The organism is Methylocaldum szegediense, from assembly GCF_949769195.1.
Taxonomy (GTDB): Bacteria; Pseudomonadota; Gammaproteobacteria; order Methylococcales; family Methylococcaceae; genus Methylocaldum; species Methylocaldum szegediense.
In genome coordinates, this window is record NZ_OX458333.1 from 2,279,625 (window position 1) to 2,306,017 (window position 26,393).

The following is a 26,393-nucleotide window of genomic DNA, read 5'->3' on the forward strand; positions in this document are numbered from 1 at the left end:
TGGAGCCGAGGGGCGACAGAAGGCACGTCCCTGTATCTCTGTCGCCGCACACGGTCCCTCGCGTGCCCCTTTGGGCAATTCCGCCTCCAGCCGACGATGCTCGGGCGCGCCATACGGGACGATTCAGCCATGCCTTACGCCCGATTAGAAAATGCTCCAAATGTCGTAAATTTGGACGTTGAATCTTCGGCTCATCCGCCATTAGTTTGGGCGCTTCCCCGAATTAGATGATTTACAATGCCGGGTAAAAAGCTTTGCGGAGACAGACCGGCCAGGGCAACGTTCAGACGCTAGGGTTTCTTGCTCACTCAAAGCCTGCCGGCTCAAGCCGTAAAAGCCGATCACACCCAACCCAGGGGGATGTTCATGCCTCCCGCAAAGCGATGTATCTATGGCCGAAAATGCGATTCAACCGGCAGTTTGCGCACTGTTTTTTGCTGACTGACAACATGCTTCACACGTACACCGAAGAAAAATACCAACAGTCTTCGGCCATCGCCGGAATCGTGCCGATGATTCGGGCTTCGAGTTGGGGATGATGAGCCAACTCTTCGCCATTGCCTTGGGCGGTTCGCTCGGAGCCGTGGCGCGCTACTTGGTCGCTACCGGCATTTACGCCTGGCTAGGCCGGGGCTTTCCGCACGGCACCCTATTCGTGAACGTATCGGGTTCGTTCCTGATGGGGCTTCTTACCGAACTGATACTGCAGCGATTCCCACTTGCCGTCGAATATCGGGCGGCGATTCTCGTCGGATTCTTGGGCGCCTACACGACCTTCTCGACCTTCGCCATCGAAACCTTGTATCTGTTCGAGGAAGGCCAGATGGCCAAAGCCGGCCTGAATATCGTCTTGAGTACTGTGTTATGTCTCGCGGCGGTGTGGATCGGACTGGTGCTGGGCCGGCAAATCTTCGCTGCCGATCTCTATCCTTGGCTAGGGCACGGTTTTCCGTACGGTGGCCTGGCGCTCGCGCTGACGATCGCCTTTACCCTGGCGACGTTGTCCGAATTCGTTTTTCTTCACTTCGACATTTCCGCGCCTTATCGCGCGATTGTCTTGATCTGTCTGCTCGGTATCATGACTTTGGCGACAACCTTGTGGCTCGCGTTCCGATTGCCTGAAATTCGAGCGGAGTTTCAAGGTCTATTGAGCATCTTCGCCGTGAACGCGTTGCTCGGCGCTGGGACAATCTGGCTGGGCGAACTCATCGGAAACTGGTTATGGCACATCAGCAAGTCACCATAGCGCGGATTTATCTACACGAAGGCGAGCACCTTCTGTCCAAGATCATGAACATCCTGCACGACGAAGAAAGAGTTGCCGGCGTAACCGTACTGCGCGGGATTACCGGATTCGGCAAGGACGGAAAGGTACGCACCAGCTCGCTGGCCGACCTGTCTCTAGATTCGCCCCTGGTGGTCGAATTTTACGACGCCCCGGACCGGGTGGATGCCGCGATCGAAAAACTGCTGCGGCGCTTGGATCTGAACCATGTCGTCACCTGGTCGGGAGTGCGCCATACGCAGACGAATTGATCGGCCGTCGGCGACCGCGGCACGGGTTCGTCCGTCCCACCAAGAAGCGTGGAGACATAACGATCATATCGATTCGGGTCTAGGAATCATCATCGCTCGACCATTGTCCAAATATTGAGGCCATTCAAATAAGGAGAGAACGATGAAACGGCTGATCAGCATACTGGTTACGGCGAGCGCCATGCTCTGGATCTCGCCCGGAATTCAAGCGGGCGAGGAGTTCTACGGCATCCTCGAAAGCCGCCCCGAAGGAAAGGTGGGCACCTGGACGATCGGGGGGCGGCAGGTCGCGGTGACGGAACAAACCAAATTGGAGGAAGACGACGGTCCCTTGGTAGTCGGAGCTTGTGTCGAGGTCGAATACAAGGGCGATACGGTCAAGGAGATCGAGACCGAAGAGTCGTACAAGTGCCGGAAGTAGCCGTACCCTTCGGAAGGATCACGAACTTGTAAAAACTGGAGCCGGCCGCCAATCGGCGTTGAGCTTGCCGTCGACCAGGGCGATACGGCGGTCGGCGGCCGCAGCGAACGCAGGGTCGTGGGTCACTGCGACCACGGTCTTGCCCAAGCGGTGAGCCAAATCGCGAAGAATCTCCCGTACCGTGGCGCTAGACGCCGTATCGAGATTGCCGGTCGGCTCGTCAGCCAGAACGACCAGCGGATCGTTGGCCAGAGCACGGGCGATGGCGACACGCTGGCGCTGTCCCCCGGAAAGCTGGTGCGGATGTTTCGCGCTCTGCTCGGCAACCCTCAATTGGCCCAGCAAATCCATGGCGCGCGAGCGGATGGCGGCCTCGCCCAGCTTGCCGAGCCGACGCATCGGCAGCGCCACATTGTCGAGCACCGAAAACTCGGCGAGCAGGAAATGGAACTGGAATACGAATCCCAGCTTCTCCAACCGGCGATTCGCTAGTTCGTTTTCGCTATAGACCGAAGTATCCTCGCCGTCCAGCCAAACCCGCCCCGAGGTCGGAACATCGAGCAGGCCGAGAAGATAGAGCAGCGAGGACTTGCCGGAGCCGGAAGGCCCCATGATGCAGACGAACTCGCCCCGCTCGATCTCGAGACTGATATCGTTCACCAGGGTCACCGGCACTTCGCCGGGCAGTACTCGCACCAGATGTTCCGCGCGCAGGACCGCCGTCATGCCGCGCCCCGCAGGATTTCCACCGGATGCACCCGGCCCGCGCGCCGCGCCGGGAGATAGGCGGCGAGCATGCAGGACACCAGCGCGAAAGCAGCCGCGAGAGCGAATTGGTCCGGCCCCCACCATATCGGCATCTGTACTTTTTCCGTGACGCCGGGCGGCCTGAACTCGATGGCTTCCAGCACCTTCATGAGTCCGGCCCCGAGAAGCAGGCCGAAGGTACTGCCCACCACACCGATGATGGCGCCTTCGAACAGGAATATGAGCCGCACGTCGCGGGCGTGAAAACCGATGGATTTCAGGATCGCGATATCTCGGGTCTTTTCCATCACGATGGTCGACAGCGTGTTGTAGATCCCGAACGACGCCACGACGAGGATCGCCGACACCACGCTGTACATGATGATGTTTCGCACCACCAGCACGCTCAGGATGTCCTCGGAGGCTTCGACCCAGGACACCGCCTTGTAGCCGGCAAAGGCTTCGATGCGTTGTGCGGCCTCGCGTGCGGCGTAAGGGTCGTCGAGCTGGATGATCAGGCGATTGACCCGGTTAGGCCGGTCGAACATTACCTGGGCGCGCTTGAGCAGAGTGAAGGTCTGCTTTTCGTCGTAATCGGCGTTGCCGGTGCGAAAAATACCGACCACTTTCATCGGACGGCTGACCCCGTTCGCGGCGACGACGTTCACGTTGCGGCCCAAAGTGAGGTTGAATTTCCGCGCCAGCCCGACGCCGATCACGATCCCGTTCGGGTTGGCGGCGAGCGCATCGATCGACCCCTCGACCATCTTTTCCTCGAGCGTGGATACGGTCTTCATCTTGGCCGGCACCACGCCCGAGAGAGTGACGCTTTCCTGCCGGCCGGCGAAAACCAGCACGGCCGAACCGACCAGCACCGGCGCGACCTTCACTCCAGGCATGGCTTCCACGAACTCGAGTTTCTCGCGGTAGCCGCGGATGCCGCGCGTCTCCGTCTGCGGCTTGACGTTGCTGACATGCACCGCGCCGCCTGGCCAGCGCAGTTCCGCCGGCTGGGTGCGGGGCGAGCGGTATTCGTCGTAAACCGTGATGTGCGGGCTGTTGTCGATGAGACGCTTGATGAAGTCCTTCTCGGAACCACGCATCAGGGACGACACGGCCAGAAAGAAAGCGACCCCGAGTATGACGCCGGTGAGCGAAACGAGGCTCTGCCGCTTGCGGCCGGTCAAATGCGTCAGCGCCACTTGAAGCTGTATGCGCATCAGGACACCGGTACGGACGAGGACGAACGGACGCGGGCGGCGCGGCCGTCGCGTAGCTTTTCCGAAGGCGTCTCGACGACTTGGGCTTCAGGCGACAACCCCTCGACGATCTCGGTGCGAACCGCGCCGATTACGCCGGTCTTCACCTTCCGCCGGTGCAGCTTCCCATCCTCGACCACCCAAACGACACCGTTCTGGACGGCCGTCGACGGCACCAACAGAGTGTTCTCCTTCTCCGAAACGATCAAATTGGCATCCACCGTCATGCCTACGCGCAATTTCTCCGGTTCGGCGAGCCGGATGCGAACCCGATAACTGCGCGCGATCGGGTCCCCCTTTGGCGTGATTTCGCTGACTTCGCCATCGAGTACTTGATTCGGCAGAGCCTCGGCGCGCAATAGCGCCTTCTGCCCTACGTGCACCCGCAAGATATCTTCTTCGTCCACCTCGGCGGTGACGCGCAAAGGCGCGCAGCAGGATAGATAGAACACGGCCTGTCCGACCGGAATGAACTGGCCGATTTCCCCGTCACGGCGGATGATCAAACCGTCCGCGGGCGAGGTGAGCGTCATGAAACCCCGCTGCGCGCGAGCGCGCTCCAGCGCCGCTTCCGCCGCTTCGAGATCGGAGCGCGCCCGGTCCAATTCAACCTTGGCGATGACCTTGCGCCGCACCAGCTCCTGCAAGCGCTCATACTGCGTGCGTGCGAACCACATGCGGGCGGTTAGCTCTTCGACCGTGTTTTTCAGGTCCTCATCGTCCAGCCGGGCAAGCACCTGTCCCTTGCGCACCTCACTTCCCTCGTCGACCTTGAGTTCGACCAAATGCCCGGCCTGGCGCGGCGCGATCGGCAGCATGACCGTGGGCTCCACGGTGCCGGTCGCGTAAATCGCCTCCACCGCGGGGCCGCGGGTCGGGGTTACCACGGTAACGACGATGGGGCCTTCGCGCCACCAGAAAATGCTGCCCGCGACGGCGAGCACGCCGACGGCGAGGATCCAGATCCATTTTTTTCTCATTATTCGAACAGAGAAGGGTAAAAGTCGTGGACGAGCAATTGGAATTGATGACCACTTTTTTCGCGTTGCCGGCCTTGCCGCATGAACCCGCGAAATCGTCGCGGTCTAATCGGAATGGAGACGTTTTTAGGATAGGCCATGGGGATGATCAGTCTGATCTTCGAATCCGACCAGCTGGCGAAAACGACCAAGCTGGCACCGGCGCCTTTTTTCCGGGTTACCGGCAATTTCATCAGCCAAGGCCCCGACCGGACACCGGTCGCGAAGTTCAGCAATCACTTCTGGGACATGCACGGCCAGCAGCATTTTACCCAGTATGCCTGCCACGACCGAGCGGTGGTCCGTTTTGAGGATGCGCTCGGGAACAGCTCGGAAACCTTCGGCCCGTTCGACGAGATCACCGTTGCTGACGGCGTAGTCTACGCCAACGGCCAACTTTTCGCCCGATTCACCGAGGAAACGCAGCTCTGGCATTGCTACAAGACCGACACTTACTGGTTGACCATGGTCCTGGCGTCTCCCACGCCGTAGGGATAATGAAGCCCTGCGCAGCGTGCGCTTCTCCCCCTGTGCAAGTCGACCAAGCGCCGCACCGGCGTGAGCCCTGCACCGAGAGCAGTGATTTGTCGGCTTATTCCACCACTTCATCGAAAGGAAAATGTTGCAGGCCGGAATAAGCGTTAGTGTTTAATTACAGCACGTCCATGTGCCGCTCCCTTCGGGCGCTTGACGTGCCAATCGGCCTCGCCTCACTACGCGGTCCCGCTTCGCTCGCGAGTCCTGGGCAGTCCTTCCCTGGCCTGCCCGCTCGTCGCATTGCGCCTCGCCCTGTCGATTGGTCCGGCGCTCAATACGGATTCCGCGCGCCGGGAGCGGCTTAGCCCCTTCGTTGTCGCTCAGGACAGGCTTATCCCGGCCTACCATTAAATTTCTGGTTGTTCGATAAATGAAGTTAGAGCCTATCTCCATAGGCTCAAGAATCCCTTCGACAATGGTGTCCTAAGCCTGTCGAAGGGCCTGCCCTGAGATTCTATGTTTCATGTCAAGCCGCCATTGCGTGCCATACTCTTTCATCAGCGCCTCGGCGAGCGCCTTGGCGATCGTCGGCACCGCCGCGTTCTCGGATTTCAAAGATTACCGGCGTGAACATAAGCGCCCGCGCAAAGGCGCTACGTCCACGATATCGTGTTACCTGCGCTGGAAAGAAACGACGATTCGATCAAATCCGGCGCGAATCAGCTTTTCTTTGACCGGATCAATCTAACGGCAGGCGGCGGGATCGAAGAGAAACCGCGGTGTGTCTACTGGAAAGAATTGCTTTAGCACCTCAAAGCTCAAGCTGGCGAACGGATTGTAGCGCTCCGAGTTCCAGACGCGGAACAAGTACCGTCCTCCGCGCCTCAGCGTCCGGTAGGCTTCGCGAAACGCCGTTTCCTTATCGAAGCATGACCCCAAACGGGCAGACCACCGCATCGAACGCGTCGCCCTCGAACGGTAGCGCGGTAGCGTCCGCAATCTGGAACGTAACTGGTTCATGGGCAAGAATTTTTTTGCGGGCAACATCCGGCATCGAGTCGCTGACATCAATCGCGGTCAGTCGCACGTCCTTGGCAAGCGCGTCACGCAAGTGGCCGGTGACGATTCCTGTCCCTGCAGCGATTTCGAGCACGTCGCGGGCCGATCTCTCCGCTACGCGTCGTGCGATGTCGGCCCTATAGTGCTCGAGAAGCACGGGGCTAAGGTCCTGGCATAAGGGATGGCAACATCGCCTTCATAACCTGCCATGAATGACTCTCTAAAAAATGAAAGGAAGAAAGACAAAAACGAACACAATCAGCTGTTTTAGAAAATAAGCAGATACTGATGCTGCTACCGCTTTTTTGCTCGACAACACAGTCGTTTTCTATCGGAAAAACACCACCGGGCCCGAAACGGACCAGGTTCCCGTCGAACGTTCGAGACTCGGGCGGATCTTGGTGCTCGTGGGTTCATGGACAGCCCCAAACGAGGGGTGCCCATGACACCTTTGCCGAGTGGCAGCGCGGTGTCATCCGGTTTGCCCAGCCGGCTCATTACCCGGACAGCATGGGATTTCCGGCATGAATCTCGATTTTGTCACCGAACCGCGGAGGGCCTCGGGTCAAGACTCATCGGCTCGTACGCGGCCTCCGATTACTTTCGCTGGATGCCGGAAATCCTATCGCTGCCCGGACACAACCCAGCCTAGAAATAAACCATCGAAGCCGTACAGGCGAGATCAATATATTTGGAAGGATTGACCACACCCTCAAAGGGATTAGGGCTGAACGGCGTGTTCACCGTGGTCAGGATAAGTTGGCTCTTGAAGGTGACCGGCGAGTCGCCCAAAGAGACGGATGGAATCACTATGGACGCATGTTTGATGTGGAGGTCCGGTATGTGCTCTAAAACTACCTCCCAAAGATCACCAATCAGGGTCGACTCGGTGACGATGTCCGGCTCCTGAAAGCGATAGCTTTTTTCGCCTAATTGCAGATCGAAGGTCGTTTGCACTGGGAGAATGCCAACTTCTGCCTGGCTGCCCACCACCAGGGTAGCGTGGACGTGCCTGCCCGTACAGTCGTAGAAGTTGGGCGTTTGCGCAGCCTCTGCGAAGGTATGTAGCCCTAGTCCGAATCCAATGGCTCCCAATAGGGACTTGTGCAGGTGCTTCATGCGAATATCCTCCTAAGTTGGTGAGCGATGGCGGTTTGAACCGCCGACCACTAATGTCACCGGCCAAACCGCAAGCTCTGTCTTATATCAAGGCGGTTGATATGATGAGGCGACACCCCCCTGCAGGCTATTAATTTTAATTCACACGCTGGACACGGCCAGCGCTCTTCGGAATTTCAGTCCTTCAACCGTACAGCGGAAACTTTCCGGTCGTCGGCCATTGTCGCCATCCGACTTTGATAGACAACAGTTCTTCACGCCCTCCCTCCGATTTCTCATCGTTCAACCGAGCACATCGTGCCCGACGCTGTTTTTCGATTAAGGAAGCATTGAACAAGTGGATTCCGTTCGTCCTCAGATTCTAGTCAAAAGGCTCAGGACGAAAGGCCTAACGAGATAGGCTCTTAAGTTCCAGGCTAGTGCCGATACCGGTGTCTGGGACTCTTGCCAATGCCGCCTGCTCCTCGAGCGTCAGCACATGCAACGCGCCAAAGGCAGTTTTTTTCGAGCGTACATCGACAATGAAAACACTCTAAACGGGCACGAAGAAATGGCCCGCGCTGGTGCTGATTGCCGGTTCTCAGTTGCGAAATTCTTGCGTCACGATCAGCCCGTGAACACCGCCATCCATGATACCGATGCCGACACGCCCGAACTGCCGCCGCAAAATATTGGCGCGGTGTCCGGGCGAGTTCATCAGGCCGGCATGGGCGAGGGGGACGCTGGGAGCGAGCGCTAAGTTTTCGCCGGCGATCAGAAAGCGGACTTTGGATTCCCTCATGCGGTCGAATGGACTTTTGCCTTCCGGCGTGTAGTGAGAAAAATAGCCGCGCGCAAACATATCAGCCGAATGCTTTCGCGCCACTTCGGTCAAAGCGGGGTCGATCTTCAACGGCGAAAGACCTTCAGCCGCCCGCTCGCGGTTCACGAGTTCGAGCATTTGCAGTTCCAGCGTCGGTCTGGGCCGGGGAGCCTCGACCCGGAACGGCAATGAGATATGCGCGTTCGACTCCGGGTAGACTGGGAGCCGACGGTTCAGCACCTGGGTCAGCGCATCCTCGAAAATCGGCGTCATTGCCATACTCACCCGCTCCGCCAGACCGGCGAAACGATTGACCGTTGCGCTCTCGCGAGCCTCATCGCGCAGGGATTCTGGCATTGGAACCACGAACGACAAGGCCGCGGCAATGGCCGCCGCCACAAACCCGTTGACCAACCCCGGAAGCATACCGAGGATTCGATTGACGATCTGTCGGTGAGTGCCTTTCGGTAAGCGTTCGAGTATGAGGTTACCGAGCGCCCCGACAGCGAGACTGGTGAGCAGAACGATGAGAAAAAACGCAGCAGGCTCCTGCCATGGACTCGGCAAAGTCGTTTTCGAGGCCAACAAATCCGCCACCGGCCGATAAAGGAACCAGCCCGCGACCAGGCTGCCCGCCCAACGTGAGAGATCGAGACATCCGAGAACGAAACCGCGCCGCCATCCACCTCGGATGGCGAGAAGAATCAGCAGGAGAAGAAAAACGTCAACTGCGTTGAAAACCATGTCGAGAATCCGCTTACCGGCCGATATTCCTTTAGATAACGACGTCCGTATATTTTCTTGTCCGTCCCCTCCTCCGGCCAGGAACCCCCGGTTAAGCCGCAAGGTCAGTTTTTCATAAAGGGAAGCGGCCGATTCGTTCGGAATTCGGACGAACCGGCGGCCAAACTCAAGAAACAATCGCGCGAAAGCCGGAGCACCGGTGGGAGAAGGACCATGCGTACATACAGCAACGGCGGTTTCAATGCACTGATTTCTGGGACGATCGCGGCTATCGCCACCACGCTCGCGGCCGCAGCGTGTGGGAAGGCCGAGCGCTCCGGCGCGATCGCGCCATTGAACGCCGTCAGTCACATCACCTGGGGTAACCGAGCGGCACGACGGGAGGATGTCAGCCTCAAATACACGGGCACCGGATTCGTGCTCAATCATGCTGCGGCAGTGCTATGGGCAAGCCTTTACGAACGCTGGTTCGGGCGCGATGCCGAGTCCGGCAATGTCGCACGGGCATTGGCCGGCGGGGCGGTCGTCGCGGGTCTCGCCTATCTGACGGACTATCATTTGGTTCCGGAGCGCCTCACGCCGGGCTACGAAAAACGCCTCTCAGGCAAGGCACTGGCCGCGGTTTTCGGATCCCTGGCCTTGAGCCTGCCGCTGCGCGGACTGCTCCTGGGTTCACGTCGCTGAGGCCACCGGATCTCAAGCCTCGGCATGGCGGCTGAATCGTCAGCTCGACATGCGTGCCGAAAAAGGTGAGCCGGGATGAGGCCCAACCATTCCCGGCAGATTCGGGCTGATTGTCCGAGCAACCGCAATGCCCGAAACGCGAAGCCTGTCCTGAGTGAAGTCGAAGGGCTTATTCGGGCCTACGAGCCGCGCCGAAATAGGCCCTCACGCGAAAGGAAATTCTCGGTTTCGCGTTCCCCAGATCGCCTATCCTTTTATAATTGCCCGCCCCAACCTTTTTCGAGTGAAGTCATGTCCACTATCCCACCTTGCCCCCAATGCACTTTGGAAAACACTTATCCGGACGGCGACAACTACGTTTGCGCCGACTGCGGCTACGAATGGCCGATACACGAAACCACAGATGCTGAGGACGATGCTGATACGGTCGTCAGAGATGCCAACGGCAATGTTCTGTCCGATGGCGACACAGTGGTCCTGATCAAGGATCTAAAAGTGAAGGGATCGTCCACCACGCTCAAAATGGGCACCAAGGTGAAAAACATCCGTCTGGTCGGCGGCGACCACGAAGTGGACTGCAAGTTGGACAACGGCAGTTTCATGCTGAAAGCCTGTTTTTTGAAGAAGGTCTGATGAGCAGCCTCTACGGATAGCATGCCAATCCTGGTCTAACGTGGATGGCTCAGGACATGATGTCTGTGTTTTTGCAGGTTTACGGCATTGCTGAATCGTCCCGTATGGCAGGCCCGAGCATCGCCGACGGGGCGAGATCCGCCTCAAACTTACTTGCCCCCAAAGACAGCTTCCTTTTCACAGTGCATCAGCGATAAAAACGCTCTAACCATTCGCGGGAGAGATCGCTTTGAATCTGAGAATCGCAACAGAGGAAGATGTCTCTCAGCTTGCCCGTCTCCTTGAGATTCTGTTCTCGCAGGAGGAAGAATTCACGCCCGATGCCGCGCTCCAGGAAGCGGGTTTAAGAGCGATCATCGCAGACCCTCGGATTGGCGAAATCCTGCTCGCGGAAGAGGATGGCCGGATCATCGGGATGGTGAGCCTTCTTTATACCGTCTCGACGGCGCTCGGGGCCAAAGTCGCGCTCCTTGAAGACATGATCGTCGATCCCTCCCGGAGAGACGAAGGGATCGGCAGTAAGCTTCTCGATCATGCACTGCGGATTTCCCGCGAACGGGGATGTGCGCGAATCACGCTCCTAACCGACGCGTCCAACGTTGACGCTCACCGATTCTACGAGCGGTTCGGCTTCGCGAAATCGACCATGATTCCCATGCGGCTAGCCCTGAGATGAAAGGCCGAAAGCCCAGTCACGTCATGAATCGAGACGCCTACAACGCCATTGCCGAGTTCTGGGATCAGACGCGCCATGCCTTTTACGGCCGCGAAAAGACGTACTTGGACACTTTTCTCCACAGTTTGCCCGTGCCCTCCCCGATTTTGGACCTGGGCTGCGGCACCGGCCGTCCAATGGCGGAATACGTTTTGAATCGGGGACATGCGCTTACCGGCATCGATCAGGCCGTTCGGCTGCTCGAGCGCGCCAAAGCGCGCCTCCCCGCAGGGGCTTGGATCGAATCGACGATCGAGGCATTCGAAACCGAGGATCGTTTCGCCGGTGTCGTCTGTTGGGACGCCCTCTTCCACATCCCGCGCAAGTATCACCCATCGATCCTGGCTCGCATCGCCAGAATGCTGATCCCAGGGGGCCGGCTGATGCTGACGGTAGGCGGCTCCGAACATCCGCCGTTCACGGACACAATGTTCGGCGAAACCTTTTTCTACGACTCCTTTCCGCCCGACAAAGTACTGAGCATGCTTGCCGCGCTCGGCTTCCAACCGCTGATCGCCGAGTTCATGAACGAGCCGACTTCGGGCCGCGACAAGGGCCGCTATGCCATCGTCGCGCGCATGACTTGAGCTTCCGACTGATCGGCCGCTACCGGTTTACCGGACAGCGTGGCTGCCCAGAGCTACACATTCTCGCCACTTCCAGCCCGCGTATAGCGGTAGATCGCGATGACGGCACTTTGGATCAATCCGGCGTAAAGAGATCCAAGATTACCGGACGCTGCGCATTCTCCAGCACCGAAAAACTCACGCCCAGCAGCCGAACTTTGCGGCGACCGGCTTCTGTCCGGGCCAAAAGATCGGCGAGATGGGGGACGACATCACGGACATCGCGAAAAGGCCGGTCCAAGGTCCGGCCGCGGGTAACCAGCTCGAAGTTGTCGTATTTGACTTTGACGGTCAGGCCACGAGCCGTGAGGCCATGCCGGGACAGTTTGTCGAGTACGCCTTCGGCCAGCTTTGCGAGCTGTTCGCACATCTCGTCCCGGTCCGAAAGATCGACGGGAAATGTGGTTTCTGCGCCCCAAGATTTCCTCGGGCGGTCGGGAACGACCGGCCGCTCGTCGATACCGCGCGCGATGCGGTAATAATGCTCCCCTGCCTTGCCGAAATGCTGGATCAAGGTAGCTAGCGGCAGGCGCTCCAGATCCCGGCCGTAACGAATGCCCAAGGCGAGCATCTTGGCCTCGGTAGCCTTGCCTATGCCATGGAAAGCACCGATGGGGAGATCCGCGATCACGGTCCTGCCTTGCTCCGGGGTGATCACACAAAGTCCGTCCGGCTTGTCGCGATCGGAGGCGATCTTGGCGAGGAACTTGTTGTAGGAAACTCCGGCGGAGGCGGTGAGTCCGGTCGATTCGCGGATACGGCGCTTGATCTCCTCGGCTATCCTCGTGGCCGAACCCTGGCAGAAAGGACTGGCTGTGACATCCAGATAGGCTTCGTCAAGCGAGACGGCTTCGACCCGATCGGTAAACTCGCGAAGGATGGCGCGAATCTGTGCCGAAACCGCTCGGTACACGTCGAACCGTGGCCGGACGAACACCGCCTCCGGGCACAGCCGGTACGCCTGGGCTGCGGGCATGGCCGATCGGATACCGAACGCCCTCGCTTCATAACTGCAGGTCGCCACCACGCCGCGTGAGTTCGGGGCGCCGCCGACCACCACGGGTTTACCCCGCAATTCCGGAAAGTCCCGCTGTTCCACCGCCGCATAGAAGGCATCCATGTCGATGTGGATGATTTTTCGAAGGCTAGGGATCGGTTCGGAACCGCTTGCACCGGCGCGGTCGGTCCTAGATGAGCTCAACGAGGTCATTCCCGAAGCATACTCGAACCTCGAGGCGGTTCGAAACCGCCAACGCCGTCCGTGAAATGGCGCGCGAACGATCGCTGTCCGACCCCGTTTAGATCATGCCGGCGAATTCAGGCGCCAGGCCGAACTGCAGAACGATGTGCCGGCAGCCGAATGTCAGACTCCAAGCTCGATGTGTATGTCCGGATACTTGTGGTCGTAAAAAGCGACTCGGTCTTTCAGCTCGCGATGCTCCTCATAGGGTTCTTCGTATGTCCATACCGAATCCTCTAATGTCTTGTCGCCCAACCTCAGATCGAAGTAGTGAGCGAATCCCTTGAACGGACACTCCGAGGTGGTGTCCGATGGTACGAGCTTCTCCATTTTGACGTCGGAGCGAGGAAAGTAGTAACGCGGGGGATGATGATCTTCGTCGACTTCAATCACATCGTTCGAATCGGCGATCACTTCGCCGTCAATCTTGACCTGCACCCTCTGACGAAGATGCTTTTCCAGCACTTTGTGCTCGGGCCATTTCTGGTATCCGGGCGATTTTTTCATATTGACCTCCTGGTTTGACGGAAACAATCACGGAGACGGCCTTGTCCCGGGGCAGCAGTCAACCGGCACCGTAAGGGCGGGTGATGATTTCGAGCAGGTGACCGTCGGAATCTTCGAAGTACAGTCCGCGTCCGCCGTCATTGTGATTGATCTGGCCGCGCCGGTGCTGTCCGGGATCGGCCCAGTAATCGAGCTCCCGCTCGCGGATGCGGCTAAAAATGCGATCGAAATCGTCCTCGCCGATCAGGAAGGCGTAGTGATGCGAGTCGATGGGACCGTCGGTCTCGTAGAAATCGAGCGAGACACCATTGCTGAGCTCGACCACTAGAAACGGTCCGAAAGATTTCGGTGCCGGCAAGCCGAGAATGTCTGCAAGAAACGTCGCCGACCGCTGCTTGTCGCGGCACGGGACGATGGTGTGATTGAGCTGTACACTCATCTGCGATGCTCCCCTAAGCCCGAGTCCGTCAATGCTCTGACCGGGCACAAGGTCAAGCAGTTCAATCCGGCTTTGCCGAATCACCGGTCGTGCAAACCGGCGGATGAAGACGCGCTGTTCTTCGATCCGTAAAGATGGCCCAGGGATCGATCAGACCCGATTATTACCTGCCGAATCGTATGTCACTTTTCTTCCATAGGGGCCGCGACGGAACCTGGTGATTGTTGAGAGATTCCGAATAGCGAATATGAGCTTGGCACGCAATTGGCTGAACGGCTCGGTCAAACAGAAACCAGGGGACGACCGGCTGTCGCAAACGGACTCGGCCGCTGGCCGACAATCGGCTCTTGCCGCCAAAATCTGCGGAAATCCGGGAAAAGGCCGACTGTTTTTGTTTCCATTGATCAGGCTCGTGGACATGTATCCGGTCGCTACCGACGCCGGTACAGGCTCAAGCCGGGATCACGCGGTTTGTCGCTGCACCGGAGCAGGAATGCGCCCGGTCCTTATTTTCGGACTCGTTTATCGATGGGCAGAAAATCTCCTCCTACTCAGAAGGGCCGTACTCTCATGGAATCACTAGCCACGTTTTTCGATCAGCAAGTCCGGCGTTACGGATCGCGCGAAACTGCACGTCATCGGCCGAGATATCGGACCATTCGCTGGAGTTTTGAGATGCTCGGCGAACGCGCTGAAGGCTTGGCTCAGGCTCTGGCCGCGAAAGGCGTTGGTCCCAGCGACCGGGTCGCTCTTTGCGCCGAAAATTCGCCGCACTGGGTCGCGGCTTTTTTCGCCATTCTTGCCCGGGGCGCCGTGGTCGTGCCGCTGAACCCGAAAAGCTCGCCGGATCAGATCATACGGATCGGAAAGTCCGCCGAACCTAAGCTGGCCCTGCTATCCTCTTCCATCGTCTGGCCCGACGAGACTGTCCCTTGCTTGGCTATCGATTCGCCGTACCCCGTCAGTGAAACGGCGACAACCAGAGAGCGAGCCTTCTTGCAGCAATCCGGCGGACTCGCCGAAATCATCTATACCTCGGGGACGACCGGCGATCCCAAGGGTGTCATGCTTTCCCACGGCAATCTATTGGCCGATCTCGACGCCGTGATGAAAGCCGTGCCTCTGACGCCCGACGACCATATCCTCACCCTGCTCCCCTTGTTTCACGCATACGGCCAAATGACGAGTTTCTTGTGCTCGCTGCACAGCGGGTGCTCGGTGACCTACCTCGCAACGCCGACCACCCGAGCCATCCGCGAAGCTCTGGTGCACACGCCAGCGACGCATATGGTGGTCGTGCCCGAAGTGCTCAAAACCATAATGGACCGCTTCGAAAGCCAACTCGGACGCATGCCAGGTTTCCTCCGACATGCCTTGCGCGACCGCATCCGCGCCCGCATTTCCAAGACACTCAGAACCATCGTATGCGGCGGCGCGCCGCTGGATCCGACGATAGAGGAAAAGTGGTGGAGCCTGGGATTCGAAGTCTTGCAGGGTTATGGACTCACGGAGACGAGCCCAGTTATTAGTACCAACACCTCCACCGCCCGCCGCACGAGGTCGGTCGGAAAGCCGCTTGCTGGCGCCGAGGTCAAGCTAGCCCAGGACGGCGAAATTCTGGTCCGGGGGCCGATCGTGATGCAAGGCTACTACCGGGACCCTCAGCGCACCGAAGCCGTCATTGTTGACGGCTGGCTCAAGACCGAGGATGCAGGCCGAATCGACGATGACGGATTCCTGTACGTCTTCGGCCGCAAGAAATACATGATCCTCGGACCGAGCGGCGAGAACGTGTTTCCGGAGGATTTGGAAGCGGAGCTCAATCGTGTCCCAGGCGTAGTCGACAGCGCGGTAGTGGGCCTGTCCCGAAACGGCCGCACCGTTATCCACGCCGCGCTGCTCTGCGAGCCGGATCGAGCCGCGGCGGCCGTGGCGGAAGCCAACCGGCACTTGGCACCGCACCAGCAAATCACCAGCTGGTCGGTTTGGCCGGAACCCGATTTCCCCCGTTCAGCCACCCGCAAAGTCAAGAAAGAGGACGTCATCGAGCGACTCAAGCGCGAACCGGCCAGGCGGCCATCACAAGGCGGACGGATTACGCCGCTCAAGCGGCTTTTGGCCGAAGTGACGCAAACCCCGGTCGACACGATCGATGACTCGACGCGCATCGTCTCGGAGCTGAGCCTCGATTCTCTGCTGCGGATCGAACTGGTCTCCCGAATCGAGGATGAATTCGGGGTTTATATCGAGGAAATGCAAATTACGCCGGAGCTCACGGTCGCGGATTTAGATGCGCTGGTACAGCGGCAGAAAGGGCGAATGCCCAAGCTAGGACACTACCCCCGCTGGTCGAACGCCGCTTGGGCGTGCCGGTTGAGGCCCATAGCGCAACGCGTTTTATTCGATTGGTGGCTTTCGATGCTTTGCCGGCTCCACATCAGCGGAACGGAGAATTTGGCGAGTCTTCAGGGCCCGGTACTGTTCATGGCGAACCATCGCAGTTTTCTCGATTCCGTGATCGCAACCAAAGCTATTCCCGAGGGTTTTCGCTCGCGCCTGGGCATCGCGGCCGGCACCGAGGTCCTTTACGGCAAATACCCTTGGTTTGCACCGCTGGCGGAACTCACGTTCAACGCCTTCCCGTTTCCCACCGGAGCCCGTGAAAACATTCGGCCGGGGCTCGATTACGTCGGGCGAATGCTCGACGACGGCTGGAACGTTCTGATTTTCCCCGAGGGTCAGCTGAATCGATCCGACCAACCGGTACAACCCTTCAAGGGCGGTACCGGGGTGGTTGCGGTTGAAATGGGCGTTCCGGTCGTTCCGCTCGCGATTCAAGGCACGGAGAACATACTACCCCCCGACACCCATATTCCGAGAGGGCGAGGCCCCGTGACCGTACGCTTCGGACCGCCCTTGAGCTTCGCCGGAACAGGATACGCCGAGGCGACGGCACGCGTCGAATCGTGCATCAGACGTTTACTCGAATGAGCGAAGAAACACGGATGAGCGCGACGGGACGGATTAGCCTCTCAACGTTCGTGTAGGGTGTGGTGAGCGAAGCGAACCGCACCGATATACCTAGGATGATGCCTGTTTCCGGCGAAATCAAAAACGCGGCATGCGGCGGGTTACGGCCTAGCGGCCTAGCTGTCACGTCCCGTATGATTATTTACCGAGAAGGAGTTATGCTCTGTTCGAAGCCCGGAGCCTTCTCCAGGAGATATTCGGTTCGTCCAAGTGAGGTTTCTCTCCATGCAGATTCGTCTTCATAAGAACGCCCGTACCACCCCGGCGGTTCGGCAGGCCATTCAAGCGTCCACGTTGAGCGAGCGCGCCTTGGCCCAAAAGCATGGCATTAGCCGAACGACCGTCCGCAAGTGGAAACACCGATCCTCGGTCGAAGATGCCTCACACCGGCCCCACACCCTCAGAACCACGCTCACGCCCGCCCAGGAAGCCATCGTGGTCTACCTCCGCCAAGCTCTGCTCCTCCCCTTGGATGATCTCCTGGCCGTGACCCGGGAATTTCTCAATCCCGCCGTGTCCCGTTCCGGGCTAGACCGCTGCCTGCGCCGCCACGGGGTGGCGTCCCTCAAGACCCTGCTTCCGCCTACAGAGAAGGCGAAGGTCAAACCCTTCAAGGCCTATGAGCCCGGCTTCCTTCACCTGGATGTTAAGTACTTGCCCGCCATCGACGGCGAACCCCGCCGATACCTGTTCGTCGCCATCGACCGCGCCACCCGCTGGGTCTATGTCGCCCTCAAGCCCAACCGCACCGCCTTAAGCGCAAAGGACTTCCTCAAAGCGGTGATTCAGGCCGCGCCTTTCCGCATCCAGAAATGCCTGACCGACAACGGCTCGGAGTTTACCGACCGTTTCCTGACCCGAACTCGGCAGCCCTCGGGGACGCATGAGTTTGACCGCCTCTGTACTGAACAAGGCATCGAACATCGCCTGATTCCGCCGGGCCGGCCCCAAACGAATGGCCTGGTGGAACGCTTCAATGGCCGCATCGAGGAGGTGTTGCAAACCCATCACTTCGATTCAACCGCCGATCTGGACACCACCTTGCACCGCTATGTCGAGCTGTACAATCATCACATTCCCCAAAAGGCCTTAGGCCATCTCACCCCGATCCAGGCTCTCAAAAACTGGCAACTGTCCCACCCGCATCTCTTTCGCAAGAAGGTTTATGATCTTGCGGGACTTGACACCTAGCCCGCCCTACCTCGTTTACATCAACCCGCACAACACGCTCGTAAGTCAACCGTTCCGTGCCGGCCAAAACGTTGTTGCACCGTTTATGTCGAGAAAAAACCCCGATCGACTCGGCAAGGTGAGTTTCGCAGGTCGGGAATCCGTTACCGACGAACTCGGTATCAGGTCTTTTTGCTGTGCTTGATCACGCGACGACGCTTTCGCACTTGGCGGGCGGACAGTATGTTGCGCTTGCCCTTGAATGGATTGACGCCGCTCTTGAAGTCAAGCTTGATCGGCGTTCCCTGCATATCCAGGGCCTCTCGAAAAGCGTTGATCAAATAGCGCTTGTAACTCCCTGGAATTTCTTCCGTCTGATTGCCATGGATCACGATCAGTGGCGGATTCTGGCCGCCCTGATGCGCGTACTTGAGTTTGATGCGCCGTCCGCGCACCAGGGGCGGAGGATGAGCGGCCAAAGCGTCCTGGAGAATCTTGGTGAGCCGCGATGCGGACAAATCACGCATCGAGTCCTCATAAATCGATTCCACCTCATCCAGCAGGTGGCCCACCCCCGTACCGTGCAGGGCCGAGATGTAATGCTTTTTCGCAAAATCGAGAAACGGCAGTTTCAAATCGATTTGGCGCCGGACGTTGTCTTTCTGGTCCGGGCTGAGTCCATCCCATTTGTTCAGGCCGATGACCAGCCCACGGCCGATTTCCAGAACCATACCCAATAGATTGGCGTCCTGGTCGGTCACCCCCTCGCGGGCATCGATCAGGAAAATCACCACATGGGCCGTTTCGATGGCTTGCAGCGCCTTGACCACACTGAATTTTTCGATGGTTTCCGAGACCCGCCCACGGCGGCGGATGCCGGCCGTATCGATCAGGGTGTAGGCTTTGCCGTGGCGCTGAAAAGGAATATAGACGCTGTCCCGCGTCGTTCCGGGCTGATCGTAAACGACCACGCGTTCCTCCCCCAGAATGCGGTTCACCAGCGTCGATTTGCCCACATTCGGGCGTCCCACCACGGCAACCCGTATACCTGGTGATTCTTCCTCCACCTCGGGCGTTTCCGGGGCCGGTAATCTGGCTTCCACCTCGTCGAGCAGCGCATCGATTCCGATCGCATGGGACGCCGAGATGGGATAGGGCTCTCCGAGGCCGAGGGCGTAGAACTCGCCCGCCACGACGGCCAAATCCGCCCGGTCGATCTTGTTCACGACCAAGAGCACCGGTTTTCCGGTCTTGCGCAAACGCTCAGCAATGGCTTCGTCACCGGCGCTGAGACCTTGCCGCGCATCGACCAACAGCAGGATCAGGTTCGCCTCTTCGAGCGCATAATTCACCTGGCGCATAGCCTGCTCCTCGATACCCAGTTCGGTCTCGACGATGCCTCCGGTGTCGACCACGAAATAGCTCTTCTGGCCGCGCCTGACCCGACCGTACTGCCGATCACGGGTCAGGCCCGGGAAATCGGCGACCAGCGCGTCGCGCGTCCGGGTGAGATAATTGAACAAGGTGGACTTGCCCACATTGGGACGGCCCACCAGGGCGACCACGGGCAACATAAACGACTCCCCTCACATATCGTCATCCGAGGAGCTCTCGGATGACTCGTCCAATCGCAAACGGTCATCCGGCGAGTACCCGGATGACTCTTCCACCGAAACAGCAGCGAGGGTTCCGCCGCTCGTATACACATAGATGACGTCGTCGAACACGATCGGCGTCGCCGCGATTGGACTCTTGTCCACCCTCACCCGGCCCACCAAGCTACCATCCTCTTGGGAAAGCAGGTGGAGGTAGCCCTCGAAGTCACCTACCACGACATAGTCCTTGACTAGAGCGGGTGCCGTTAGACGCCTGAGATGCAACTCGTCCTGCTTCCATAGATCGGCACCGCTACGCATGTCCAACTGCCAAACGTCGCTGTTGGCATCGGTTACGAACAGCGAGCGGCGCGCCGCCGCCATACCCATGTAAGAAAAGAGTTCGGTCTGCCGCCACAGCACGTCGCCGTCTCTCAAGGATACGGCAGCTACGCCGCCTTGATAGCCCGTCACGTAGACGGTGTCTCCCCTCACGATCGGATCCGAATCCATGTCGACCAGGCGTTCTATTTCGGAGCGACCGTGCGGCAAGGCCACGGTCGCCTCCCATTCCGGCTTGCCGTCGGTCAGGTTCAAGGCGACCAGTTTCCCACTACCATACCCGTCCAGCACTACATCGCCGGCAATCGTCGGCGAGCCTCGGCTACGAATCGCGAGCGGGGGTATCGAGCGGTCGTAATACCAACGCGTCGCACCAGTATCCGCGTCGAATGCGGTGATGCGTCCGTCGCTACTCCGCACCACTACGGTGTCGCCCTTGATGCGCGGCAAGGCGAGAATCTCGCTGGACACGTTGGTCTTCCAGAGGATGGAGCCGTCGTCCGCGTTCAGCGCCACGACCTCCGCATCGCTGGTGCCGAGTATGATTTTGTTCTCGCTAGCCACGGGCCCAGAGGAAATCGCCAACTCGGTATCCACGGACCAGAGCTTGTCGCCGCTGAGGCGGCTACGCGCCTGAACCTCGCCCTTACGATCGGCGGCGAAAATCTTTTCCTCGGTGACCGCGGGAACGAGATTCACATACTGCTTAGCATAGCCTTTGCCGATATCGGCATCCCAGAGCACCGCCATTTTGACCGTGGGCTCGAATTCCTTAAGCTCCGCGGGAGGATCGGCATTGTCAGAACTGCCGAAATATTCGCTTATACCGGATACCGCATCTTTCAATGCACCGAGACCGCTGCAACCCGTCAGAAACGAGCCGCATAGAACAAGGACAAGAAGACGGCGCATCAGGCTCCGGACGGCTTCGACTCGGTCGGCAAATTGTCGAGCTTCAGCTCCAGCAGCGGCGAGATTTCGCCGAAAGCCTTAGCCGCCTGATAGGCAGCGCGGGCTTGGTCCGGCCGGTTGGAAGCGGCATACAAATCGCCTTTGAGCTCGTGGTAAAGCCCCGCAAACTTGCCCATCTGCTCTACGGTCAACGGTTCCAACATGCTCAACGCCTGATCGGTCTCCCCGGAAGCCAGCATCACCTGGCCGAGGCGGAGTCGGGCGATATGCTTGATGTTGTCATCCTTGGTCTTGGCAAGCATTTCTTCCAAAACGGCCTTTGCAGCGGACAAGTCGCCGGATTCGACCCTGAGCTTGGCCAGCAGCAACCGGGCGTAATCGGCATAGGCTGTCGACGGATAAGTGGTGACGACGCGCTCGCCCAGATTGATCGCGGATTCGGTCTGCTTCGTTTCCGACGCCTTCAGCATCTGAAGATAAAGATTGGAAGCCTGTTCGTTCTGGCTGCGCACATTCGCTTGCCACATGTTCCAGCCAATGATGATCGCGACACCCAGAAGAACACCGAGCACCAGCGATTGCCGATTCTCTTTCCACCACCGCTGTAGCGCTTCTAAGCGCTCTTCTTCTGTCAAATACGTTTCCACTCGAACCTCGTCGCGTTAGATGAGTGTTTGCAAAAAAGGAATGAGTTCGGACTGGGCTAGGGTCCTCTGACCCTCTTCGGTACGCAAATGCTTGACGCCGATGAGCTGATCCCGCACCTCATCTTCACCCAGAATCAAGGCCACAGCGGCACCGCTCTTGTCGGCCCGTTTGAACTGGCTCTTGAAACTACCGCCGCCGCAGTTCACCACCAATCTCAAGTTCGGCAGCGCATCGCGTAACGCCTCGGCCAACGCGGCACCCCGCCGCTCGGCTTCACCGCCCACTCGGATGAGATAAGCGTGAGGTCGCGCTGCGGCATCCAACTTTTCCGGGGATTCCAGAAGCTCGATCAGGCGTTCCATACCCAAGGCGAATCCGGTCGCGGCGGAACCTTTGCCGCCCAATTGTTCGATCAGCCCGTCGTAACGCCCGCCCGCGCAAACCGTCCCCTGAGCGCCCAGCTCATCGGTGACCCATTCAAAAACGGTGCGCGAATAGTAGTCGAGCCCGCGAACAAGGGTAGGATTCACCACGTATGAGATGCCAGCTTCGTCGAGAAGTTCTTTCAAGCGCTGGAAATGATTCCGGGATTCCTCACCCAAATCGTCCGCCAGCACCGGCGCCGCCTGAATCAACTCGCGCATTTCGGGATTCTTGCTATCCAGGATGCGGAGGGGGTTGGTTTCCAGCCGTCTCCGGCTGTCTTCGTCGAGCTTTTCGTAATGCGTGCGGAAGTACTGCACCAGCTTGTTGCGATACACCAACCGCTCTGCGGCCGTTCCCAGGGTATTGATCTGCAGTTCCAGCTTGTGGGCGATACCGAGCTCGCGCCACAGCCTGGAACTCAGCAAAATCAGTTCCACGTCGATATCGGGTGTGTCGATGCCGTAAACCTCGACGCCCACCTGGTGGAACTGACGGTAGCGGCCCTTCTGTGGACGCTCGTGGCGGAACATCGGCCCGGAATACCAGAGCCGGTTGATCCGGTTGTACAGCAGGCCATGCTCCATGCACGCCCGCAGACAGCCTGCCGTGCCTTCGGGACGCAGGGTCAGGGAGTCGCCGTTGCGATCCTCGAAGGTGTACATTTCTTTCTCGACGATGTCGGTAACCTCGCCGATGGAGCGTTTGAACAGCTCGGTCTTCTCCAGCAACGGCAGACGGATTTCCTCATAGCCGTAGCTTGCCATGATACGGCGCACCACCGACTCGACGTACTGCCAGCGCGGCGTGCGGTCCGGCAAGATGTCGTGCATGCCGCGAATGGCCTGAATCTTTTCCATGGTCAAAAGCTTGTCGTGGGGTTACTGAAAACGGGAATCAATCGGCTGAAGCGTAGCGCCTGGCCTGAGCGGCCTCTTTACTGTCCGGAAACCTTGAACGCAGGGTTCGCGCGTAATCCCGGGCTCCCTGAAAGTTGCCTAGCGCGGCTTCCGTTTCCACGCCGATCCAAAGCGATCTCGGATCCGGCTTGGCCACGGCATGGTAACGTTCCAGGAAAGCACGCGCGGACATGTTTTGACCGGTCTCGCGGCTTAGCTCGGCCAGCTCGATCAACGCCGGGGCGAAGCGCGGATCATGCTCCAGCGCCTTGCGCAAATACTCCTCCGCTTCCCCTTTTCGCCCCGCCGATCGGGCACAAATGCCCGCATTGGTGAGCGCAATCCACGGCGAGTTATAGAGCTTGGAACCGATGACCTCCTGAAACTGGCTCATGGCTTCGGCGTAGCGGCCACGCGAGCACAGAAAACGGCCGTAGTTGTTGCGGGCACCGAAGTTCTCGGGATTGACCGACAAGGCCTTTTTGAATCGGCGTTCGGCGTCGGCGGGCTGATCCAGTCGCTGATAGAGCACAGCCAGAGCGTTGTAGGCCTCGCTGTTTTCTCCGTCCAGTTCGGTGGCTTTCATCAGATCCTGCAGAGCTACCTCGTAATTGCCCGCTTCCATGTATTGAATGCCCTTCTGGACGTAAATATCGGACTGACTGAGCGAACTGTAGGGATCGTTGGCGCGGCTCTTGTGCGTTTTCAACTCCGCACAGGCGACAAGTGCCGTGCAGACCAAAGGACCGACCAGCATACGAAGTTTCATGGCTGTACAACCTGTAACCGGTAATGCCTGCGTGTACGATCGTTCACCCGTCCCACCAACTGGCCGCAGGCCGCATCGATATCGCCGCCACGGGTCTTGCGTGTCGTGACGATCAATCCGGCAGCGTGCAAGATGTCGCTGAAACGGCGTATGGTTTCCGGACTCGAGCATCGGTAACCGGAACCCGGAAACGGATTGAAGGGAATCAGGTTGACCTTGGACGGAACATGGCTCAACAACCGGATCAAGGCCTTGGCATGCGCGGGCGTATCGTTGATTCCATCGAGCATCACGTATTCGAACGTCACCTTGCGGCGGTTTTCGCGGCCGACGTAGCGCTTGCAGGCGGCCAAGAGCTCCCGGATCGGGTATTTCCGGTTGATCGGCACCAATTCGTTGCGCAGCTCGTCGTCCGGCGCGTGCAGCGATACCGCCAGGGAGATATCACTCACCTCGGCCAGCCTGTCCAAGGCTGGAACGATGCCCGAAGTGCTGAGCGTCACCCTGCGCTTGGAGAGTCCGTAGGCGAAGTCGTCCAGCATCAGATTGGTAGCGGCGACCACGTTGTTGAAATTGAGCAGCGGCTCGCCCATGCCCATGAGGACCACATTGGTCACCCGCTCTTCGCCGAGTTCGCGCCGCGCCACCCAGAGCTGGCCCATGATTTCGGCGGCGCTCAGATTGCGGTTAAAGCCCTGCCTGGCCGTAGAGCAGAACGAGCATTCCAGGGCGCAACCCACTTGGGACGATACACACAAAGTACCGCGATCGTCTTCGGGAATGAAAACGGTTTCGATGCGGTTTCCGTCATCGAGCTGCAGCAGCCATTTGCAAGTGCCGTCCGTCGATTTCTGCACTTCCGCAATGTCCGGCCCCCGAATTTCGCAACGCTCGGCCAGACGAGCCCTGAGCGGCTTGCTCAGGTTGGTCATGGCCTCGAAATTGTCGACGCCACGCTGATGTATCCATTGCAGCAACTGCGTCGCACGAAACGGCTTTTCCCCGAGCTCGACAAAGAAGGCTTCCATCGCCTTCCGATCGAAACCGAGGAGATTCAGCTTCTCTCCGGAACTAACGGGTACGGGGACAGATTTCATTCTCTTTGAAGAAAAACGCGATTTCCTGTGCCGCCGTATCGGGTCCGTCGGAACCGTGCACCGCGTTTTCGTCGATGCTGACGGCAAAGTCGGCACGGATGGTACCGGGCGCGGCTTCCTTGGGATTGGTAGCGCCCATGATCTCACGGTTCTTGGCGATGGCATTCTCGCCTTCCAGCACCTGAACCATCACGGGGCCGCTAATCATGAAATTGACCAGATCGTTGAAGAATGGCCGTTCCTTGTGGACGGCGTAAAACCCTTCCGCCTGCTCGCGGGTAAGATGCAGCATCTTGGCCGCAACGATTCTCAGTCCTGCTTTCTCGAAACGGCTGTAAATTTCGCCGATCACATTCTTAGCTACGGCATCCGGTTTGATGATGGACAAGGTGCGTTCGACCGCCATTGGATCTCCTTGGTTCGGATTCACTGGAGTTGTAATGGATAAAAAAACCGAGCGACCTCGGTTTTGTAAAAAGCATGCGCCACCCAGATACGGGCAGGTAAAACATTGTGATTTTACTAGAAAATGGCGCGAATGATAAGAAAGACCGGACCTCGATGCAGGGCTTTAACGACGACGCGTCCGATCCGGGGCAGAGGTACCGACGAACGCGCGAGCTCGATCGAGTACAGTCTAGCCGAGCGCCCTCGGTCATGGGAAACTGGCGGGATCGAAATCCTGCTTGTACCCCAAGATGAAACCCTCCCCTCCCGTCGTACTGTGCCTGTCGGGACACGATCCCACGGGCGGAGCCGGCATTCAGGCCGATATCGAAACCGTCTGCCGACTCGGCTGTTATCCCTCGTCGGTCATAACGGCGCTGACCGTTCAGGATACGCGTAACGTCTACAAAGTTTTGCCGCAGAACGCCGAGGCGTTTCTGAAACAGGCGCTGACGGTGCTTCGGGATATGCCTCCCGCGGTCATCAAAATCGGCCTCCTCGGAAGCGTCGAGCTCGTGCACGCGGTACACGAGCTGCTCGAATCCGCTCCCGGCGTGCCGGTGGTCTTGGACCCGATCCTGGCGGCTGGAGGCGGAACCAGTCTCGCGAGCGAGATGCTGATCGAGTCCTTGAGACGGACATTAATTCCACGAGCGACCGTGCTGACGCCGAATTCGCCCGAAGCCAGAAAACTGGCCGGGATGGAGGATTTGGACGATTGCGGCCGCACACTACTCGCGTTCGGCTGCCCGAACGTACTGCTGACCGGAGCCCACGAGAACGAGAACGACGTCGTCAACCGACTGTACCGTGCATCCGGTGTGAAAACCTATCGTTGGCCGCGCCTGCCGGGGAGCTATCACGGCTCCGGCTGTACCCTCGCGTCCGCCATCGCCGCGTTGCTGGCTAGCGGCAAGGACATTGAACACGCTATGTCGGACGCTCAGGATTTTACTTGGCAAGCTCTGAGCAACGGGTATCGACTGGGCACCGGCCAAAAACTCCCGAATAGGCTTTATCCCGTTCGATAAGGA

The 26,393-nt window shown here is 58.8% G+C and carries 27 protein-coding genes; 11 read left to right on the forward strand and 16 right to left on the reverse strand.

Annotated features, from left to right (window positions below; genetic code table 11):
- The first annotated feature begins 535 nt into the window (after positions 1-535).
- The 3 genes from crcB (at position 536) to QEN43_RS09750 (ending at position 1,957) form a co-directional block, all read left to right on the forward strand.
- On the forward strand, positions 536-1,246 hold the full coding sequence (gene crcB / locus QEN43_RS09740) for a fluoride efflux transporter CrcB (protein WP_235726687.1): 711 nt from the start codon (positions 536-538) through the stop codon (positions 1,244-1,246).
- On the forward strand, positions 1,222-1,536 hold the full coding sequence (locus QEN43_RS09745; protein ID WP_026611641.1) for a DUF190 domain-containing protein: 315 nt from the start codon (positions 1,222-1,224) through the stop codon (positions 1,534-1,536). The genes crcB and QEN43_RS09745 overlap by 25 nt, the downstream gene beginning before the upstream one ends.
- Positions 1,537-1,678: 142 nt before the next feature.
- The gene (locus tag QEN43_RS09750) at positions 1,679-1,957 is read left to right on the forward strand and encodes a DUF5666 domain-containing protein (RefSeq protein ID WP_026611640.1); all 279 of its coding nucleotides are present in this window, start codon (positions 1,679-1,681) and stop codon (positions 1,955-1,957) included.
- 18 nt (positions 1,958-1,975) lie between these two features.
- On the opposite strand, the gene QEN43_RS09755 is transcribed toward QEN43_RS09750, so the two are convergent.
- From QEN43_RS09755 to QEN43_RS09765, 3 genes are read right to left on the reverse strand one after another with little or no spacing between them, the layout of a single operon-like run.
- On the reverse strand, positions 1,976-2,683 hold the full coding sequence (locus QEN43_RS09755; protein WP_026611639.1) for an ABC transporter ATP-binding protein: 708 nt from the start codon (positions 2,681-2,683) through the stop codon (positions 1,976-1,978).
- Positions 2,680-3,924, reverse strand: coding sequence for an ABC transporter permease (locus QEN43_RS09760; protein ID WP_026611638.1), 1,245 nt, complete (start codon positions 3,922-3,924; stop codon positions 2,680-2,682). Before QEN43_RS09760 ends, QEN43_RS09755 begins: the two co-directional genes overlap by 4 nt.
- The gene (locus QEN43_RS09765) at positions 3,924-4,943 is read right to left on the reverse strand and encodes an efflux RND transporter periplasmic adaptor subunit (RefSeq protein ID WP_036269213.1); all 1,020 of its coding nucleotides are present in this window, start codon (positions 4,941-4,943) and stop codon (positions 3,924-3,926) included. The genes QEN43_RS09760 and QEN43_RS09765 overlap by 1 nt, the downstream gene beginning before the upstream one ends.
- A gap of 138 nt (positions 4,944-5,081) precedes the next feature.
- On the opposite strand from QEN43_RS09765, the gene QEN43_RS09770 reads away from it, so the two are divergent.
- Complete coding sequence (locus QEN43_RS09770) at positions 5,082-5,474, forward strand: hypothetical protein (protein ID WP_026611637.1); 393 nt, start codon at positions 5,082-5,084, stop codon at positions 5,472-5,474.
- A 904-nt stretch (positions 5,475-6,378) separates the two neighbouring features.
- Here the strand turns inward: QEN43_RS09770 and QEN43_RS09775 are convergent.
- From QEN43_RS09775 to QEN43_RS09785, 3 genes are all read right to left on the reverse strand, one after another.
- Complete coding sequence (locus QEN43_RS09775) at positions 6,379-6,612, reverse strand: class I SAM-dependent methyltransferase (RefSeq protein WP_317964049.1); 234 nt, start codon at positions 6,610-6,612, stop codon at positions 6,379-6,381.
- Positions 6,613-7,166: 554 nt separating this feature from the next.
- Positions 7,167-7,637, reverse strand: coding sequence for a hypothetical protein (locus QEN43_RS09780; protein ID WP_026611636.1), 471 nt, complete (start codon positions 7,635-7,637; stop codon positions 7,167-7,169).
- Between the two features lie 580 nt (positions 7,638-8,217).
- The gene (locus tag QEN43_RS09785) at positions 8,218-9,183 is read right to left on the reverse strand and encodes a CvpA family protein (protein WP_036269879.1); all 966 of its coding nucleotides are present in this window, start codon (positions 9,181-9,183) and stop codon (positions 8,218-8,220) included.
- Positions 9,184-9,396: 213 nt separating this feature from the next.
- On the opposite strand from QEN43_RS09785, the gene QEN43_RS09790 reads away from it, so the two are divergent.
- From QEN43_RS09790 to QEN43_RS09805, 4 genes are all read left to right on the forward strand, one after another.
- Positions 9,397-9,867 carry a hypothetical protein gene (locus tag QEN43_RS09790; RefSeq protein WP_026611634.1) on the forward strand — a complete coding sequence of 157 codons (471 nt, stop codon included), beginning with the start codon at positions 9,397-9,399 and terminating at the stop codon, positions 9,865-9,867.
- Positions 9,868-10,158: 291 nt separating this feature from the next.
- Positions 10,159-10,500, forward strand: a complete 342-nt coding sequence (locus tag QEN43_RS09795; protein ID WP_026611633.1) for a zinc ribbon domain-containing protein YjdM — start codon at positions 10,159-10,161, stop codon at positions 10,498-10,500.
- A 229-nt stretch (positions 10,501-10,729) separates the two neighbouring features.
- Positions 10,730-11,176, forward strand: coding sequence for a GNAT family N-acetyltransferase (locus QEN43_RS09800; protein ID WP_026611632.1), 447 nt, complete (start codon positions 10,730-10,732; stop codon positions 11,174-11,176).
- A 23-nt stretch (positions 11,177-11,199) separates the two neighbouring features.
- Positions 11,200-11,802, forward strand: a complete 603-nt coding sequence (locus QEN43_RS09805) for a class I SAM-dependent DNA methyltransferase (protein WP_026611631.1) — start codon at positions 11,200-11,202, stop codon at positions 11,800-11,802.
- A 115-nt stretch (positions 11,803-11,917) separates the two neighbouring features.
- Here QEN43_RS09805 and dinB read toward each other — a convergent pair whose 3' ends face one another.
- From dinB to QEN43_RS09820, 3 genes are all read right to left on the reverse strand, one after another.
- A complete protein-coding gene (gene dinB / locus QEN43_RS09810) occupies positions 11,918-13,042 on the reverse strand; it encodes a DNA polymerase IV (RefSeq protein WP_317964050.1) in 1,125 nt (374 codons plus the stop codon).
- Positions 13,043-13,204: 162 nt separating this feature from the next.
- Complete coding sequence (locus tag QEN43_RS09815; RefSeq protein WP_026611629.1) at positions 13,205-13,588, reverse strand: DUF427 domain-containing protein; 384 nt, start codon at positions 13,586-13,588, stop codon at positions 13,205-13,207.
- Between the two features lie 58 nt (positions 13,589-13,646).
- Entirely contained in the window at positions 13,647-14,027 is a 381-nt protein-coding gene (locus QEN43_RS09820; RefSeq protein WP_026611628.1) for a VOC family protein, read from the reverse strand.
- 570 nt (positions 14,028-14,597) lie between these two features.
- On the opposite strand from QEN43_RS09820, the gene QEN43_RS09825 reads away from it, so the two are divergent.
- Together QEN43_RS09825 and QEN43_RS09830 are read left to right on the forward strand one after the other, a co-directional pair.
- On the forward strand, positions 14,598-17,018 hold the full coding sequence (locus QEN43_RS09825) for an AMP-binding protein (protein ID WP_026611626.1): 2,421 nt from the start codon (positions 14,598-14,600) through the stop codon (positions 17,016-17,018).
- Between the two features lie 264 nt (positions 17,019-17,282).
- Positions 17,283-18,248 (forward strand): IS481 family transposase, encoded by a 966-nt coding sequence (locus QEN43_RS09830; protein WP_026610806.1) that lies wholly within the window; start codon positions 17,283-17,285, stop codon positions 18,246-18,248.
- A gap of 161 nt (positions 18,249-18,409) precedes the next feature.
- On the opposite strand, the gene der is transcribed toward QEN43_RS09830, so the two are convergent.
- The 7 genes from der to ndk are packed head-to-tail and all read right to left on the reverse strand — an operon-like array spanning position 18,410 to position 25,318.
- Positions 18,410-19,801 carry a ribosome biogenesis GTPase Der gene (gene der / locus QEN43_RS09835; protein ID WP_026611624.1) on the reverse strand — a complete coding sequence of 464 codons (1,392 nt, stop codon included), beginning with the start codon at positions 19,799-19,801 and terminating at the stop codon, positions 18,410-18,412.
- 12 nt (positions 19,802-19,813) lie between these two features.
- Positions 19,814-21,076 (reverse strand): outer membrane protein assembly factor BamB, encoded by a 1,263-nt coding sequence (bamB, locus tag QEN43_RS09840; protein ID WP_202901179.1) that lies wholly within the window; start codon positions 21,074-21,076, stop codon positions 19,814-19,816.
- On the reverse strand, positions 21,076-21,723 hold the full coding sequence (locus tag QEN43_RS09845; protein ID WP_026611623.1) for a YfgM family protein: 648 nt from the start codon (positions 21,721-21,723) through the stop codon (positions 21,076-21,078). The genes bamB and QEN43_RS09845 overlap by 1 nt, the downstream gene beginning before the upstream one ends.
- A 15-nt stretch (positions 21,724-21,738) precedes the next feature.
- Entirely contained in the window at positions 21,739-23,007 is a 1,269-nt protein-coding gene (gene hisS / locus QEN43_RS09850) for a histidine--tRNA ligase (RefSeq protein WP_036269211.1), read from the reverse strand.
- A 37-nt stretch (positions 23,008-23,044) separates the two neighbouring features.
- Positions 23,045-23,815 carry a type IV pilus biogenesis/stability protein PilW gene (gene pilW, locus QEN43_RS09855; RefSeq protein WP_235726685.1) on the reverse strand — a complete coding sequence of 257 codons (771 nt, stop codon included), beginning with the start codon at positions 23,813-23,815 and terminating at the stop codon, positions 23,045-23,047.
- Entirely contained in the window at positions 23,812-24,912 is a 1,101-nt protein-coding gene (gene rlmN / locus QEN43_RS09860) for a 23S rRNA (adenine(2503)-C(2))-methyltransferase RlmN (protein ID WP_026611620.1), read from the reverse strand. The genes pilW and rlmN overlap by 4 nt, the downstream gene beginning before the upstream one ends.
- Positions 24,887-25,318, reverse strand: coding sequence for a nucleoside-diphosphate kinase (ndk, locus tag QEN43_RS09865; protein ID WP_026611619.1), 432 nt, complete (start codon positions 25,316-25,318; stop codon positions 24,887-24,889). The genes rlmN and ndk overlap by 26 nt, the downstream gene beginning before the upstream one ends.
- Positions 25,319-25,610: 292 nt before the next feature.
- Between ndk and thiD the strand changes: the two genes are divergently transcribed.
- A complete protein-coding gene (gene thiD / locus QEN43_RS09870) occupies positions 25,611-26,390 on the forward strand; it encodes a bifunctional hydroxymethylpyrimidine kinase/phosphomethylpyrimidine kinase (protein WP_026611618.1) in 780 nt (259 codons plus the stop codon).
- Positions 26,391-26,393 lie beyond the last annotated feature (3 nt).